A 16,801-nucleotide genomic window follows, 5' to 3' on the forward strand; every position below is an offset into this window, starting at 1 on the left:
TTCGGCTAGACATGTCCATATGTTTATCACTACAGCCACAACCTGTCCCATTTCCATTTCGTATAAGCTAGACTTTCTCGCAAAGGGTGCCATATCGGTGATAACACCTTACTTTGAACCGTTTCCACTTCTATTGCAGCATACTGCAGCGACTCTGCTATTTCACGCGCTCTCGTTCCATGAAAATCATGAGTAATAATCGTGATACTATCCCACTGGTTATTCGAAAGGATTGTCTTGGAATATAATAAATTTTCTAAAGTGCTGGTGGACTGGTCCTCTTCTAACACACGTTCTTCAGGTATCCCTTGTTCGACCAAATATCGCTTACTACCTTCTGCCTCAGAATACATATCTTGCGATCCGCCTTTCCCGCCTGTAACGAGAATATATTCGAATCGCCCCTCTTGATACAATTTTACAGCTAAATCCAGTCTTTCTCTTAGCCCAGGGCTAGGGTTGGCTCCCCACATAGACGCACCAAGGACGATACCTACATCCGTTTTCTCGCCTGTCGACTCTCCACCTGCTTGCGCAATTTTATATTGCGTATACCCAAACCATACACAACCTACTAGTAAAAAAGTTGCGAGTAGAATCATCATTCGTTTAAACGTTTTTCTCCACAGATTTGGCCGATTACTCGAGTGTCTTGATTTCATCTTACGTCCTCCTGTTAGATCATCAGTTAAAGGTGTAGACAAAAAAGAGACACGCAGTCTTTCACTTATGCGTGCCTCTGTAAGCTTACTCATTTCAATTATTGTACTTTCAATAACATGCAAGGAAGTAGTTGCTGTTAAGCAACGAATCGTTGATTCATTCTATTCATCCCTGTTGTACCGGGAATAGATTGATTTCCTTCAGCAGGCGGTTGTTCCGGAATGATTTGCCCATCGGTAGCATTAGTACTTGGTGTTCCTTCGCCTTCTATAGGGTCAGTAACCTCACTGGAGCCACCGTTTGAACTACCATTTCCATTTCCGTTTCCATTATTGCCTTGGCCATTTCCATTGTTGCCGTCGTTATGACCATTGCCGTTCCCATTTCCATTGTTCTGTCCGTTGTTATTTCCACTATTGTTGCCATTGTTATTGCCATTGCCTTCGCCTGTTCCGGGTTCTTCACCTTCTCCACCAGTACCTGGCTGCTCTGGAACGATTGGCACTGTTGGATCAACAGGCGGCTGTTCTGGATCAACAGGTGGTACTACAGGCTGCTCTTCTGCCTCAATCGTGACAGATACTTCGCCGGACTTAGCCTCACCTTCAATGCTGCCTGAAGTGGCCACTACGTAGTACGTGTACGATTCACCAGGGAACACACCGATATCCTCTACACTGGTTAACTTAAGATCACCAAGCAACTTCACAAATTGCTGCTCTTTACTGGACTTGCGATACAATTGATAAACAACATCGTTTCCTGGGATTGCGCTCCAATTTAACGATACCGTCTTTGTATTTTCCGAGTAAGAAGCAGTTAGGCCAGATACAGTCGTTGGCTGCTTAGGTGGTTCTGGACGCTTCACATTGTCAGGTCTATGGAAAGAACCTGATTCTGTTCCTTTAAGCGCCTTGCTCATTACTTCTGAATATAGTTTAGCAGGTTGAGAAGAACTTCCTCTCAGCACATGATCACGGTCTGTACGGTCATAACCCATCCATACTGATGCTGTCCACTGAGGGGTATAGCCAACGAACCAGTAGTCACGAGCACCTGGTCCATCATAGCCTGGAATACCATGCTGAGCAGACCCTGTCTTACCAGCTACAGGTCGATCCATTTGCGCTGCTGTACCTGTACCACTGTTCACAACTTCCTGCATCATTTGTGTCATATAGTAAGATGTTTGTTCACTCATTACCTGTTCGGATTGAACCTTAAGCTTATAAACATCTTTACCTTTGCTATCCTTAACGAGCTTAATTGTATAGGCATCATAGTATTTACCGCCATTTGCAAACGCGTTGTATGCCCGCGCCATTTCAAGCGGGGATGTACCATGCGTCATTCCACCTAACGTCAAGGCCAAAGAATAATCATCTTTATGCAAATCAATACCTAGTTTTTGAGCGAACTCAAAGCCTTGCTTTAGGCCGATTTCATTCAACAACCAGACAGAAGGCAAGTTCGTTGAACGCTTCACCGCTGTCGTCATATCAATTGCACCAACATATTTGTTGCGACCGAGGTCAGTTGGGCAATAGTTGCCGAAGCATTGTTTGTCATCACGCAATATTGACCAAGGATACCAGTCCCCTGTATCAACAGCAGGGCCATATGTCGCAATTGGCTTCATCGTCGAACCTGGTTGACGTTTATCCGTAACACGGTTGCGACCTTTCTTCTCGTAATCACGACCACCCATCATCGCCATAATAGCACCATTGGAATGATCCGTAATAATCATAGAAGCTTGCGATTGAATTTCATCCTTACTCTTTTCAAAGTTGCTATCATCATTGAATTCATCATACATGACTTGCTGTGCATGAGCGTCCATCGTTGTGTAAATCGTATAGCCACCGCGATACAATTGATCCTCTGTAAGACCAGTCACCGTTTCCGCTTCTTGAACCATGTAATCAAGATAAGATTGGTACGCCGGATTCGTCTTGGATTTCTCTTGATTTTGCTTACCCACACTCGGATCATAATCAACTGCCGCAGCTTCCTTCATCTGTTCGTCCGTGATGTAGTTCTCATCTCGCATCAATTTCAAGACGACTTGTCTGCGCTGTTTCGATTGCTCCGGCTTCGAAATTGGATTGTAATGGGATGGCGCCTTAGGTATTGCCGCTAAGGTAGCAATTTCCCATAGCTTGAGATCATCTAGATTATCTTTACCAAAGTACGTCTTGGCCGCTGACTTGACACCATATGCACCTTTACCGAAGTAAATTCGGTTCAAATACATCGTCAAAATTTCTTCCTTCGTGTAATGATTCTCCAAAGATACTGCTATCGATACTTCCGTTGCTTTACGGAAGAACGTTTTGTCACTTGTTAAGAACATATTTTTAGCGAGCTGCTGAGTTATCGTACTACCACCCTCAACGAGACTGCCTGCCATAACATCTCGAACCATCGCACGACCGATCGACCACAAATCCACACCTTGGTGATTCATAAATCGCTTATCTTCCGTTGCAATAAAAGCTTGGGCCAGCAGGTCAGGAATATCCTTGCTCTCCACTACTTCACGGTTACTTACCTGATGGCCTAACTTAGCAATCTGTTTCCCGTTACGGTCTAATACAACAGAAGCTTCTGCCATTTTAAACAAGTCAGCTTCTTTATATTCTTTCATTAGCCGTTCACCATTTAACATGATAAACAAATATCCACCAACCGCACAAAAGATCGCGAAAGCAGTCGTGAAGAAGAACAACCACCACGTTTTCTTCCACGTCCACGATTTCTTTTTGCTAGCTGTCGGTTTTGGCTTTCTCGGTGATTGCGTTCGAGATAGCTTATCTTTATCTTGATTTGCCATTTCTTCCGACTCCCCTTACATCATTCTTGCGTCTCCAGCATATAGCAGCTCTGAAGCGCAACTTTATGTCTTTACCCTAGCAATGATTGTCTAGAAACATCTTGCACAACGGACAACGATTGGACGACAGACGAATAAAAGTTCCCTTCAATGAAACATGATACACGAAAATAAATATACTGTATAATCACGTACAAATGAAAAGTGCTGCTTTATCGTTCACCCACAGTCCATGCGCCCACATTCGCCCCAGTAATGAAAAGAACAACCCGTTGGGGTTGTTCTTAAGCACCACTATACATTTGACGTACTGTGCCTTTAAAAAGTTTCATTCCAAATGCTAGATCCATTTACTGTAAACAACATTAGTTGTCATTTTGTTGATCTTGCATTAGGGATACGTTACGCAGCGGCGTAAATGTTGAGATCGCATGCTTGTATACCATCTGCTGGCGACCGTCACTGTCAATAACGATTGTAAAGTTGTCAAATGCACGGATTACACCGCGAATTTGGAACCCGTTCGTTAAATAAACCGTTACAGGTATGCTTTCTTTACGAAGTTGATTTAGGAATGTATCTTGGATATTGATGGATTTGTTCATCGTCCGTACCCCCATATCATGAGATTGATTGTGTTGAAATATATTCAACCTGTTATCGAAACTTTCCTGCTAACAAACTGCAAATTTGTAAGAAATGTTCTTCTGCTTTATTTCCATCTGTCACATCTACCCAATGAATATCTTTCATACGGCGGAACCATGACAATTGGCGTTTAGCGAAGTGGCGCGTGTCTCTCTTTAACAATTCAACTGCCAATTCGTAGGATCGTTCACCAGCTAAATACGAGGCTATTTCTTTGTAGCCTAAGCCTTGCATAGCAACAAGTGAACGCTCATAGCCCGCATCCAGCAAACTTTCTACTTCTTGGACCAGTCCTTGTTCCAGCATTTCATCAACACGGGCCTCTATACGTTTATATAGCAGTGCCCTATCCATTGTCAAACCTATTATACATAATTCATAAGGAGAAACACGTTGCTGCCCCTCCAATTGCTCGGACATTGTGCGCCCAGTCATGTGAAATACTTCCAAAGATCTTATCACTCTTCGCGTATCGTTTGGGTGCAGACGCGCAGCAGAAGAAGGATCAATTGCTGCTAAACGGTCATGCAGTGCTTGTGCGCCAACCTGTTCGGCATACGCCGCCATTTCTGTCCGAAACGACTCATCTCCGCCACTTTCCGAAAATTCAAAGCCATACGCGACAGATTCGACATACAATCCAGTTCCACCAACGATAAACGGAAGCTTATTTCGTGATGAAATATCTTCGATCAAAGAAGTGCATCGTGTTTGGAATTCAGCAACAGAGAAGGAGTCATCAGGATTGTGAATATCCATCATATGATGTGGAATTCCTTCACGATCTTTCACTGCCAGTTTCGCCGTTCCGATGTCCATCCCTCGATATACCTGCATGCTGTCTCCAGATATAATCTCTGCATCAAACTTCTTTGCGATATCCAAGCTCAATCGTGTTTTACCAACAGCTGTTGGCCCGACCAATACAAGGAGAGGTGTTCGAGTATTACTTGTCGTTGTCAATTGCAATCACTCCATACGCTAGTTTAGAGCCCGTTTGTACCGTTTCTTCGAACCCGAGTCGCTTGAATTCTCCGCTATACTTTAACTCTTTCAAGACAATAGAGCGGCGAGCTACTCGTTTCGCCTCTTCGATAACGTCCTCCTGAAGAGCCTCGTGATTCGCTACATTTCGTAGCGGATCAATAGCTGCCGAAGTACGAACAGGTTTCCGGAACATCGGATCAAAGTATACGACGTCCACTGAACGATCAGGTAGGGACTTAAGTAAGTCCAAGTGATTGCTATGAATCATTTCAATACGACGCATCGCTTCGTTGACTACTTCCAACTCCGTCGTATAAGTTTGCAAACCCTCTCTCACAAGTGCATACATGGCCAACTCACTCTCACAAGCGATTACTCGGCCCGAAGCACCTGCTGCGACTGCAAATACAAGCGCGTCTGAGCCTAGCCCAGCCGTACAATCAAGAATGGTATCACCTGCTTGTACCTTCGCCGCTCGAATCATGACATCCTCTATCCCACTAAGATGTCGCTTAATTCGTAAATACGCCATGCTCGGATGATAGAATAAATCTGTTTTGCCAACCTGTGTGAAACGCACTTCATCATCGGTAAGGACAATGAATTGATCATCGCCAAGCCTCTTCATCATGCGAGGCAAAGACTGTTTTCTGCGTTCGACAAATGGGACTTCAATATGCTTCGCCAACTGCCGTGCCCGTTCTATCAAGGCATCCGAAGTCATATCCCCTGTCGTAATAATCATAGGTTCCTCCTCATTATAAACGGTTTTGAAACATAAACACAAATGATCATGCTGTTTGAAGAACCTAACTTCAACGTTATTACATAATTCGCTTGAACATTTTTTCCAAATCCGTAGTTGTAAATTTAACAATTATTGGTCGTCCGTGTGGACATGTATATGGTTGTATACATGCGCCAAGTTGGGCTAACAGGGCATTTACTTCAAGCTCTGTAATACGCTGATTAGCCTTAATCGAAGCTTTACAAGAACACATGATAGCTGCAGCTTCACGAATTTTCCCAATGTCAATAGCCTTCTCTTCAAGTACCCAATCGATCATTTCTTGAATAATAGCTTCCTCTTCCCCTTGCGGGAACCAGTAAGGGTGCGAACGCACTAAGAAGGTTTGTTGGCCGAAGGGCTCAAGGCCTATTCCGACTTGTTCTAACATGGGCATTCTTTCGAGAATCCGTTTGGCCTCATTCGGCGTAAACTCAATCGTTAAGGGAATTAACAATTCTTGTGATGCATCCTCCGGCTTCGCGAATTTCTCACGGAAACGCTCATAGTTCACACGTTCATGAGCAGCATGCTGATCAATAATATATAAACCCTCTTCATTACTGCATAATAAATACGTACCGTGTACTTGTCCAATATATTGAAGCGCCGGGACTGCTGGCAAAGACACCTCATCAGCCGGTAGTTGTGAGATGGCCTGATTCCAGCTAGCAGTCTGCGTACTAGGCTTACGATAAGCCTCTTTCGAACCTAGCGATGTTCCATCCCGATTAGACAGCTTATTTGAAGGATGAGCGGCGTTTCGCTTATACTCCGAACTGTCCCGTGACTCTCGCCACGTTTCGGACGAAGACGGTATATGCGAGCCGTTCGCTGCTGATCGCGAGCGCTGCTCATCATAATAGGACTTATTCACACCCAGATGCGCAGATGCTCCCTCATTCGCACTACCTGTATGACTCTTCGTGCCATTTTCCCTATCTCTTTTAGCCGCCTGCTGCAAATGTTCTTCGGCAGCTCTTGCACTTGCAGTATCGGGCAGTGTTCCTGTATATGATGCGTTTTTTAAAGCTTCAGGATGTGCAGCTTCATGGAAACTCCGCCGTATTTCCTGCATGCTACCCTGCTCATTGGCCGCAACAGGTTCACTACCCATTTGAGCATCAGCCACCAGTGATGCTTGCTGGGTCCCTTGCACTTGCATCTTCACCGTCGGCTCTGGCGGAGTAGACAAAGCTCCCATGCCTATCTGAGACTCATTGCCGTTCACATTCGAAGCAGTCCAATCCAAGCTAACTTGCTCAACCATCGTGCGAACTTTTGCCTTTGGAGGTGCTGCTAAAGGTATCAAGGGCTGTCCAAGCAACTGATCACGAATCTCTTGTTCAACGAATTGGACGAGCTCTGCTTCCTTACTGAAACGAACTTCCATTTTCGAAGGGTGAACATTGACATCAACCAATGTAGGATGCATCGCCACCTGCATCACGAGCAACGGGTAGCGATTAATGGGTAGCAAGGTGTGATAAGCACGAAGAACAGCCTGATTTAATGGAAAACTGCGTACATAGCGACCATTAACAAACCAAGACATTGCATTCCGATTAGATCTAGTAAGCTCAGGTTTACCTACATAACCCTCAAGTCGATAATCCAAATGTTCGGCTTCAATGCGAACCATTTGCTTAGCGGTATGCACCCCATAGATCGCGGCAATCACTTGCAGCAAGTCACCGTTCCCAACCGTCTGTAATAGCGAATTTCCATTATGTTTTAATGTAAATCCGATATTTGGATATGCAAGCGCCATTCGATACAAATAATCAGAAATATGACCAAGCTCAGTCTGGATCGATTTCATATATTTCAATCGTGCAGGGGTATTGTAGAACAGCTCTCGAATCGTAAACACGGTTCCTTGCATCGATTGCATATCCTCATTTACAATGCGCTGGCCGCCCTCAATCACGAAGCGTCGACCCAAGCCCGTCGTTTCAGACGACGTGACAACTTCCACTTTGGACACTGCCGCGATACTTGGCAATGCTTCTCCACGGAAGCCAAGACTGCGGATTGCAAACAGGTCCCGATTCGTACGGATTTTACTGGTTGCATGGCGCTCAAACGCCGTCTCCACATCTTCCGCTTGAATACCTGAGCCGTTATCCTTTACTTGAATAAGTTGAAGTCCGCCTTCCTCGACATTTACATCGATATGTTTTGCGCCAGCATCAATTGCATTTTCAACGAGCTCTTTGACAACGGATGCCGGACGCTCAACAACTTCCCCAGCTGCAATTTGGTTGGCCAATTGCTCGTCCATCACTTGGATAATACCCATATTTGTTCCCTCCCCGCAGTCTTATACTTTCATTACTCATATAACTAGCTACATATAACTACAAAGCACATCATCAGCATAAATGTACACATCATGCATTCGCGCTATTTACTATCGTTTAATCGCCTGACGTGCCTCACGCATAAGGGCATGCAGTTGATTCATCGCTTCAAGCGGTGTCAACTCCAGCACATCGACCTCACTCAATTTCTCAATAAGCTGACGATATTCGTGGTTATCTGACGATAGGGCAACTTCCTTGGAAACCGCAGATTCTCTTTCGAACGAAACAGTAGATTCATGTATTCTGTAAGCTTCATTCTTCGCCGTTGTCGCTGTCGAAACCGAAACTCCCTTAGATGAAGTAGAACGAACCGCCTCACTTCTTTCGCCAAACAAATCAAGCTGCTCAATAGCTGCTGCTTCATGATGAATAGGCACCTGCTGTTCCTTTTGCTCCTGCTCAGCGGTTTGATCATGATATTCAAAAACAGCATGATTTTCCTTAACCAAATGAGCCTGATTCGGCACATCTGATTCATAATCTGTTAGCAAATCATACGCCCGATCAATAATAGATTCAGGCAATCCTGCCAATTTGGCACAATAAATACCGTAACTTGTGCTCGCAGCTCCATCTACTAATTTGCGCAAAAATGTAACATCACTGCCACTCTCTTGTACAGCCATCGATACATTGCGCAGCTTGTCCAAATGGTCTGCAAGATGTGCGAGCTCATGGAAATGAGTCGATACAAGCGCTTTGCATCCAATATGATGATGAACATATTCAATAACCGCTTGCGCGATAGACATCCCTTCACTTGTTGAAGTTCCACGCCCAAGCTCATCAATAATGACAAGGCTGCGCTTCGTCGCCTTTGCAGTCATGACCTGAATGTCCATCATTTCAACCATGAACGTACTTTGACCGCCGATCAAATCATCTGCTGCACCAATACGGGTAAAGATACGGTCAACCAACGGTATCACCGCATATTCCGCTGGCACGAAGCATCCGATCTGAGCCATCACATGCAACAAAGCCACTTGACGCATATACGTACTCTTACCTGCCATGTTAGGTCCAGTAATAAGCAGCATAGAAGCTGTTTCATCACTTAATTGAGCATCATTCGCCATAAAGCCGCCTTGCTGCATGACTGCCTCAACGACAGGATGGCGGCCGTTCTTCACATCAAGATTATAGCCCTCATGAACTTGTGGCTTCACAAAACGCTGCTTCGCACTAACCGCCGCTAACGATTGATACACATCAAGTCGCGCAATCGCTTCAGCTAGATGCTGCAGTCTGCGAACATGACTATTGATTCGTTGGCGAAGCTCGCTGAATAGCTCATATTCCAAGCCAACCATTTTATCTTCCGCCTCAAGGATGAGCGCTTCCCGCTCCTTGAGCTCAGGAGTAACATATCTCTCGGCATTAGCTAACGTCTGCTTACGCTCATATCGCCCTTCTGGCAAAGAGGATAGATTGGACTTGGTCACCTCAATAAAGTAACCAAACACTTTATTGAAGCCTACTTTGAGTGACTTAATCCCTGTCACTTCACGCTCTTTGCGTTCCAGTTCGGCAATCCAGCGCTTGCCGTTAACACTAGCTTCACGAAGCTTGTCCAAGTAATCGTGATAACCATCTTTAATAAGGTTACCTTCACGAACGGAGATCGGAGGCTCGTCTTTAATCGCAGTCTCAATCCATTCCTTAATATCCGAACAAGGATCCATCGATTGAGCTAGCTGCTGCAATGTGTCCGAAGACGTCGTCATACAACGCTCCATCAAAGAGGGCACCCGTTCCAACGAAACCTTTAATGCCGTTAAATCTCTGCCATTTGCCGTACCGAATGCAATACGACCTACGAGGCGCTCCAAGTCGTAAACGGACGATAACTGCTCCCTTAGCTCTTCACGTGCAATAAAATCATTGTATAACGTCTCTACAGCTTCAAGACGTTGATCAATCGATTTTCGATTCAATAACGGCTTATCAATCCAGCGACGAAGCATACGACCGCCCATGGACGTTTCTGTGTGGTCGAGGAGCCATAGCAGTGACCCTTTCTTCGCTCTTTCTCGCACCGTCTCGGTTAATTCCAAATTACGTCGAGTAAATGGATCCAGAACGAGATATTGATCAGGCTCCAGTTCTTGAATCGTTGTAAATTGGCTCAAAGAACGCTTTTGTGTCTCATGCAAATACGACATCAGCAAACTTACAACCTTCTGTCGCTCTTTGTCCAAACGCGTCCACGCAGCTTCTCCAAACTGCTGCCGTGTCAATGTTTCATTCGTATCTTTCCATGCCGTGAACAACACTTGACGATTCCAAGTCATCGTCAGCGGCTTTACCGTTTCCAGCAAATGCTCATCGCCTATCATTTCACTAGGCACATATACGTTGACCTCATCAAGCAACCAATTGCCTTCCATAGGCGCAGAAGATACCGTAAGCTCACCTGTAGACAAGTCGCATGCAGCCCAAGCATGCTTGCCTTCCAATTCCGTAACGGCCAGCAAATAGCGATTGGCCTTCTCTTCAATCGTCTTGCCATCCATCACCGTACCCGGGGTCACAATACGAACAATCTCGCGACGTACAACTCCTTTCGCTTCGGATGGATCCTCTACCTGCTCGCATATTGCAACTTTGTAGCCTTTCTCAATCAAACGCTGAATATAGTTCTCTGCAGCATGATGAGGCACGCCGCACATCGGAATCTTCTCAGCAGATCCTCCTTCACGGCCAGTCAATGTTATCTCCAACTCTCTTGATGCCAGTAATGCATCATCAAAGAAGAGTTCATAAAAATCTCCTAGACGGAAAAATAAAAAGGCGTCTTTCGCCTGTTCCTTAACTTTTAAATATTGTTGAATCATTGGCGTGTATGTGGCCATCGTCAACCCCCATTGCCATTCTTAAAGTACTTTTTCTCATATAACAGTTATTGAATAATCTCTTTAACTTATCTAGTATAACAAAAAAAGCACAGGACCTCACCCCGTACTTTTCATCGTTTCGTCTATGACTTAAGCATGTATCCAACCAATCCTTACATCCGTATGTTCTTTCCAGGTCCATTCTTCCCGCAATCGTTGGATCAATTGAGACAACAATAATTGCTGCTTATCATCTGCGAACATTTTCAACTCAGTTATTCGATTAATGGCAAGATCTTTATAAACATGCCGCGAATCCTCGGTATAAGCAGCGACAATAGGATCACGCGCAGCTTCTCGGCCTGGCAGTTTCCAATAATGACGTACGATGACCTCAAATACATTCAGCAGCTCCGCACCTAAGGATGGATCAACAAGAAAGTTCCATAATGTTCGATATTCAAAGCCACCTGCGCCATTATGAGGGTGCTGACGAACATCGCCTAGTGTGCCATAACCCGTTCTTCGCCTATGTTCGCTCTTCTCCCGCCTCTGCTCTAGAAGAGAGCAAGGCAATGCTAAATAGGTGTCCAACGCACGAATAAGCTCTGAGGTGCACATTTTTCCTGCTACATGCAAGTGAGCCCCAATGGCAAATCGATTTAAGGGCTTCGATCCTGCCAAACATGCAATCTTTGAGCCATTCTCACGATCCATATTATTTAATGAACTCGAAGCTGTCCTCATCAATTTGCGGATCGCAGGCACTAACGCTGCAGCATAATCGACCGGCTGCGGACGAAGCTCCAAAATTGGATACATAACCTTTCCATCTATCCGTACTGCATCACATCCAATTTCACCAGCCAGATCAAAAAATCGAGAAGCTGGTATAATTTTTCGGCGTTCAGCATGGTACAAAATAAACTCTGCATCTAATCCAAATGATAAATCTAGTCTTTGCTGATTTTCATTGCCGCGCTCTTCACCTAATATCCGTGCATCTAATTGAATTCGCTCCTCATACGTCCTCCACACCCACTCAGGATCCCTCCGAGTAACTGGGGCTGCTCGTACAATAGAGTCACCCTCCTGCGGCTCATCCAATGCATAGCATCGCTGAATCGAGCTCGGGTCATTCTGCATAGATACCACACTTGCATCGCTTGTACTTTGAATGGTAACAGAGCACGTATCCCAACCAAGTGCATAGGCAGCCCGCTCTGCCATCCGTGCCAGCCTGCGATAAGGAGGATCAGACCATTTTGCGATAGGCCGATGCATGCCAATCATCTGCGGCATGCTGTGGCAGTGGGCTGCTGCTATAACCTCGCACTGATACACCCAAAATGTAACGGTGCGGATGTATTGAGAATCTTTAGTGCGGCACGAGTCATTCCACACCGCATCATAAGAAGTTGGCAAAGCAAATTGCCGCAGCCTTCTGACCATCGTTCCACTTTGCCATGGACGTGCATAGCGATTCAGCACGAGCGTTCTGCCCTGCGGATGAGCTGCATCCAATTGTTTCGAAATATCCGTATAGTTCCCTACAGTTCCTATAAGCCAATGGATTTCCATCTGATGCGCACGATCTTCCAAGCAGCTGAGCCTTTTGATGTTAATGCTAGAAGATCGATTAAGCTCCCACGGCAGCCAATTTGTTCGAAAAGTGGTCGTCTTCGCCACCGAATGAACCTCCTTTTCCTCCATACCTGAAAAAAAGCAGCTAATGCATCACATATTTAGAAAAAAAGAGGGCTCCCGCCCTCGTCGAACATGCTGCCTATGCATATAGTGATGTTGTACAGGAAACAAGAAGCCGCCGCATACGGCTGCGGCGAGCTTATGTTTCTTCATCCGGCAAATATGGCTCTAAATCTTCATAGTCATCACTTGAACTCGAACTACTAAAATCTAAATATTTGTCTTCCAGTTCGGATGCACCGTTTGGATTGACAACGACCCACACTTTCGTTTCAGCGACCATTTCTACAAGAAATTCCCGCTCGACACGAATAACAACACTTGTTCCACTTGAAGAAACTGTCGCTTCCACACAACTAGGTTCTTGTGTTGCTTCTGCCGCCACTTCTACCGTAGCTGCACGGTGATGTGGATCAACATAAGCTAACGATACAAGATCAGCATAAGATACCGTCTCTTTAGCAACATCGGTTTGTGAGTTATTATTGTAGGAATACCAGATGTTGATATCGTAAGTACCAATTACCTCAATGCCATCCCCCGCCCGCACCGCCTCATATTGATGGTTTATAATCCAAGCCCCCAATATGCTGGTCGGATTGTGAGGCGGAGTGACCGTATGTGTGACGACGGAGAACTTGCGACCTTTACCGCAAATCGCTTTCGTAATGATTTCACGGCTGTGGTTCTTATCTCGAATTGCCATCCTATGGACCTCCTCCATACAATCATTCTTTTAAAGTGTATGCAGGACATAGGCGAATGTTGATAAAATGACGCACACTAAAATTATTTTCCTTGTCCATCGCGGTCATCAGCCTTGTTGTTCAGGTCGTTACGCATGGTTGAACCATTGGTGAACTCCCTATTTTTCTATACACTTCCTTACACATAATATGATTTTCCCGCTCGTCACATGCAATCGAAATACCCTCACAGAGAAGCATATAACAGCATAAACAGTAAAAAAACCGATCCCTCAGGATCGGCATTTCTTTGTTTGCAAAATGAGCACCAACAGCCTGTTACCCTTCAACTGTCAGCTCTTTCTTATCTTTCTTTGCCACCTTTAAATACACCCTCAGTTCCCGGAATACTTGAAGAATTGCTGCACTAACTTCCAACTCCTCACGTGTCGTAGGCAATGGAAGTTCCCGAAATTGCGGTTCAAGGTCATTAAGCAAGCGTTCCGTCGTTCCCGTATATAAGGGATGCTTCACATCTTCGCTTAATTGCTCAAATAAGTTTGCTATGAGTTGATTGTATGGCATCGTCTGATAAATTTGCGACAGCAGCTGCATCAAGTTTTGAATACTGTCCAGCTGTGTCTTCCTCATATAGAAATACAGCAGCCATTTTTCTTCAATCATCTCTTCTTCTGAAGGCAGCAGTCGATTCTCCAGCGCCTTAGAGGCCGTTGCGATACCGCTCTCAATATTGGCAGCTGTATCGATCATTTCTTTGCCATCCCATACATAAGAAGCATCCCTTAAATTGCGGCTTATCTGCAAAAAGATAGCGGAGAAGCAGGCATCGACTTCTTTGCGAATTTCCCACAGTTTTTCGTGCTCTTTTGGCATGTAAGCCAAATTCACTAGTGTGGCCGCACCTAGACCGCAGCTAAGCAGCAGCACTTCATTCCAAAGAATATCAAGTGTCACTTGTCCTTCTGCAAAAAGATGAAATACAACGACAGCGCTCGTAACAATGCCTTGCTTGAAATTCAAACGCGCCACCAGTGGAAACGTTAACAATATGTACGCCGCCAGCACCCACAAGTGGAAGCCAAATATCCAAAATAAGCACGATGCAACGGCAAGGCTAACAATTGAAGCGAAAAACCTGGCAGAGGTTGAGCTGATACTTTTTTTACGAGTAACTTCAACAGCAAGTATGGCTAACGTCCCTGCACCAAGATGATTATCCAATCCAAGCAGATCAGCTACGATAATAGAGAGAATTGCTGCAATAGCAGTCTTAATGACGCGAAATCCTACGAATCCAAATAACATGATGTTCACCCTCTATCGCTTGGATCGTTTATGGTTAGTATGTGACTACACTTCATCATCATACCATGATAGTTAACAGGCTGTCCGCATCTAATAGCCCTTACATTCGCTTGCCATCATACTTATATTAGATAAATATAAGCACAAAATCATATAACTCACGAAATTTCCCAATCCTATATCTGCACAGTTCTTGCAAAGATTACTTACAAAATAGGCAAAACAAAAGCGTCCCTTTTCAGGAACGCCCATGCTGTATGTTAATTGTTAATTTGCCTCATTTAAGAAATAACTTCTGTTTCTTGAGACACCGCTTGGCTGCCAGCGCCATCATTCGCTTCCAACGTACTTGGCATGACAACTGAAGCAAGAATAATATCTTCTTGTGCGAGCAATGATACATGTTCAGGCCACGACACATCCTTCACAATTAACTTCCCGCTGATATCAAGCGTAGACACGTCTATTTCGATAGAAGCTGGTATGTGGTCAGGCAACCCTTCCACTTCCACACTTGTTTCTTGGATGTCCAGTATTCCGCCATTTTTGGTCCCTGGAGCAGTACCTATATATTCGAGCGGCACGCGTACTTTAATCGGCTTATTCTTATCTATCTTAATCAAATCCACATGCAGCCATTTCGTATCTTGCCGCTGTACCTCTTTTATCATAACAGGAATCGATTTATTGCCATCTACAGCTAAATGAATGACATCGGTTAAGCCCTTGCAGCGAACATAATTGATAAATTCTCTAGCATCAACACTAAGGGACGCGTTGTCTATTCCTTGCCCATATACAACTGCAGGCAATCGCCCTTGTTTCCGCAACCTGTTAGAGGATGAACCACCCTCAACTTTTCTGCATTCCGCTTTTAGTTGGAAAGACGTGCTTGTCGTGCTCATCATTAACAACCTCCTCGTCGGCAGTTCCTCACGTTCGACCATCTTATCGAGATCTACTATCGTGAGTGAAAATTGGTATACAAATATTTACCCAGTTCTATTGCGCTTATAACCGAACAAGAAGAAAATATTTCATTTACGATGAGCACGGTTCTATTTAAACATGTTTCATTCCATTTGCTACGCCGTACTCTTACTTATAATTCGCATTGCCAATAAGCCTTCGCTCCAAATAGGAAACAGCTTCATACATAATCGTAGCGACGATTGCAATCAGCACAAGAGAAGAGAGGACAAGCGTAAAGTTAAACACTTGGAATCCGTAAATGATTAAATAGCCAAGCCCTACTTTGGAGACGAGAAATTCGCCGACGATGACGCCAACCCAAGCAAGACCTACGTTTACCTTTAATGTAGATACAATGGAAGGAATCGTTGCGGGGAAAATAACTTTACGAAACACAACACTTTTACTGCCGCCAAATACTTTTACAACTTTCACATAGTTCGAATCAACCTCGCGGAATGCATTATATACAACCAGCGTCGTAATCAGTACGGTGATAGACAGTGTCGTGGCGACAATTGCCGTGAAACCAGGTCCGAAACCGACGATGAATAAAGGGCCTAAGGCAACTTTAGGCATACTATTGAACACGACCATATAAGGATCAAGTACATTCGCTAAGTACCGTGACCACCAAATGGCAACCGCCAACAAAGTACCGAATACAGTACCAAGTACAAAACCTACCAAAGTCTCTCCAACTGTCATCAATAAATGGGGCCATATACTGCCGTCCGCAAAGTCTTTCCACAGCTGTGCGCCTACTTTGGATGGATAACTGAATAGAAGCACATCAATCCACTTGAAACGACCAGCCAGTTCCCAACATACGAGCATCGCCGCCAGCAAACTAAACTGCGTGACCGTGACACGTGTTCGATGTGAGCGTTCTGATTTTTGATATTTGGCATACGTATCCTCCATCAATGCCTTTGCTTCCGGAGAATAGTTGATAGCTGATGTTTCCGCTCGCTCCCTTCTCATTT

At 44.7% G+C, this 16,801-nt stretch carries 12 protein-coding genes; all 12 read right to left on the reverse strand.

The annotated features are described in order from the left end of the window. Nucleotides 1-29: 29 nt before the first annotated feature. Nucleotides 30-662 carry a YdcF family protein gene (locus tag NQ117_RS03975; RefSeq protein WP_258276702.1) on the reverse strand — a complete coding sequence of 211 codons (633 nt, stop codon included), beginning with the start codon at nt 660-662 and terminating at the stop codon, nt 30-32. Between the two features lie 137 nt (nt 663-799). Beyond that, the gene (locus NQ117_RS03980; protein WP_258276703.1) at nt 800-3,499 is read right to left on the reverse strand and encodes a transglycosylase domain-containing protein; all 2,700 of its coding nucleotides are present in this window, start codon (nt 3,497-3,499) and stop codon (nt 800-802) included. Between the two features lie 365 nt (nt 3,500-3,864). Continuing rightward, nucleotides 3,865-4,104: an RNA chaperone Hfq gene (gene hfq, locus NQ117_RS03985; protein WP_028593637.1), complete on the reverse strand. Its 240-nt coding sequence runs from the start codon at nt 4,102-4,104 to the stop codon at nt 3,865-3,867. 52 nt (nt 4,105-4,156) lie between these two features. Continuing rightward, the gene (gene miaA / locus NQ117_RS03990; protein WP_258276704.1) at nt 4,157-5,110 is read right to left on the reverse strand and encodes a tRNA (adenosine(37)-N6)-dimethylallyltransferase MiaA; all 954 of its coding nucleotides are present in this window, start codon (nt 5,108-5,110) and stop codon (nt 4,157-4,159) included. Further along, nucleotides 5,094-5,879, reverse strand: a complete 786-nt coding sequence (locus NQ117_RS03995) for a class I SAM-dependent methyltransferase (protein WP_258276705.1) — start codon at nt 5,877-5,879, stop codon at nt 5,094-5,096. Before NQ117_RS03995 ends, miaA begins: the two co-directional genes overlap by 17 nt. Nucleotides 5,880-5,958: 79 nt before the next feature. Next, on the reverse strand, nt 5,959-8,223 hold the full coding sequence (gene mutL / locus NQ117_RS04000) for a DNA mismatch repair endonuclease MutL (RefSeq protein WP_258276706.1): 2,265 nt from the start codon (nt 8,221-8,223) through the stop codon (nt 5,959-5,961). Between the two features lie 111 nt (nt 8,224-8,334). After that, nucleotides 8,335-11,142, reverse strand: a complete 2,808-nt coding sequence (mutS, locus tag NQ117_RS04005) for a DNA mismatch repair protein MutS (RefSeq protein WP_258276707.1) — start codon at nt 11,140-11,142, stop codon at nt 8,335-8,337. 132 nt (nt 11,143-11,274) lie between these two features. Next, nucleotides 11,275-12,813, reverse strand: coding sequence for a putative amidoligase domain-containing protein (locus NQ117_RS04010; RefSeq protein ID WP_258276708.1), 1,539 nt, complete (start codon nt 12,811-12,813; stop codon nt 11,275-11,277). Nucleotides 12,814-12,970: 157 nt separating this feature from the next. Further along, nucleotides 12,971-13,537, reverse strand: coding sequence for an outer spore coat protein CotE (gene cotE, locus NQ117_RS04015; protein WP_258276709.1), 567 nt, complete (start codon nt 13,535-13,537; stop codon nt 12,971-12,973). A 319-nt stretch (nt 13,538-13,856) separates the two neighbouring features. After that, on the reverse strand, nt 13,857-14,843 hold the full coding sequence (locus NQ117_RS04020) for an aromatic acid exporter family protein (protein WP_258276710.1): 987 nt from the start codon (nt 14,841-14,843) through the stop codon (nt 13,857-13,859). Between the two features lie 281 nt (nt 14,844-15,124). After that, nucleotides 15,125-15,751: a 50S ribosomal protein L25 gene (locus NQ117_RS04025; RefSeq protein ID WP_258276711.1), complete on the reverse strand. Its 627-nt coding sequence runs from the start codon at nt 15,749-15,751 to the stop codon at nt 15,125-15,127. 190 nt (nt 15,752-15,941) lie between these two features. After that, a complete protein-coding gene (locus tag NQ117_RS04030) occupies nt 15,942-16,799 on the reverse strand; it encodes an ABC transporter permease (protein WP_258276712.1) in 858 nt (285 codons plus the stop codon). Nucleotides 16,800-16,801 lie beyond the last annotated feature (2 nt).

The sequence above is a fragment of the Paenibacillus sp. SC116 genome, assembly GCF_024733555.1.
In the GTDB taxonomy this organism is placed as follows: domain Bacteria; phylum Bacillota; class Bacilli; order Paenibacillales; family Paenibacillaceae; genus Paenibacillus_B.

Bases quoted from the DNA above. Each gene is read 5' to 3' on its own strand.
- NQ117_RS03975 (WP_258276702.1), bottom strand. From the start codon at position 662: ATGAAATCAAGACACTCGAGTAATCGGCCAAATCTGTGGAGAAAAACG.
- NQ117_RS03980 (WP_258276703.1), bottom strand. From the start codon at position 3,499: ATGGCAAATCAAGATAAAGATAAGCTATCTCGAACGCAATCACCGAGA.
- hfq (WP_028593637.1), bottom strand. From the start codon at position 4,104: ATGAACAAATCCATCAATATCCAAGATACATTCCTAAATCAACTTCGT.
- NQ117_RS03995 (WP_258276705.1), bottom strand. From the start codon at position 5,879: ATGATTATTACGACAGGGGATATGACTTCGGATGCCTTGATAGAACGG.
- mutL (WP_258276706.1), bottom strand. From the start codon at position 8,223: ATGGGTATTATCCAAGTGATGGACGAGCAATTGGCCAACCAAATTGCA.
- mutS (WP_258276707.1), bottom strand. From the start codon at position 11,142: ATGGCCACATACACGCCAATGATTCAACAATATTTAAAAGTTAAGGAA.
- cotE (WP_258276709.1), bottom strand. From the start codon at position 13,537: ATGGCAATTCGAGATAAGAACCACAGCCGTGAAATCATTACGAAAGCG.
- NQ117_RS04020 (WP_258276710.1), bottom strand. From the start codon at position 14,843: ATGTTATTTGGATTCGTAGGATTTCGCGTCATTAAGACTGCTATTGCA.
- NQ117_RS04025 (WP_258276711.1), bottom strand. From the start codon at position 15,751: ATGATGAGCACGACAAGCACGTCTTTCCAACTAAAAGCGGAATGCAGA.
- NQ117_RS04030 (WP_258276712.1), bottom strand. From the start codon at position 16,799: ATGAGAAGGGAGCGAGCGGAAACATCAGCTATCAACTATTCTCCGGAA.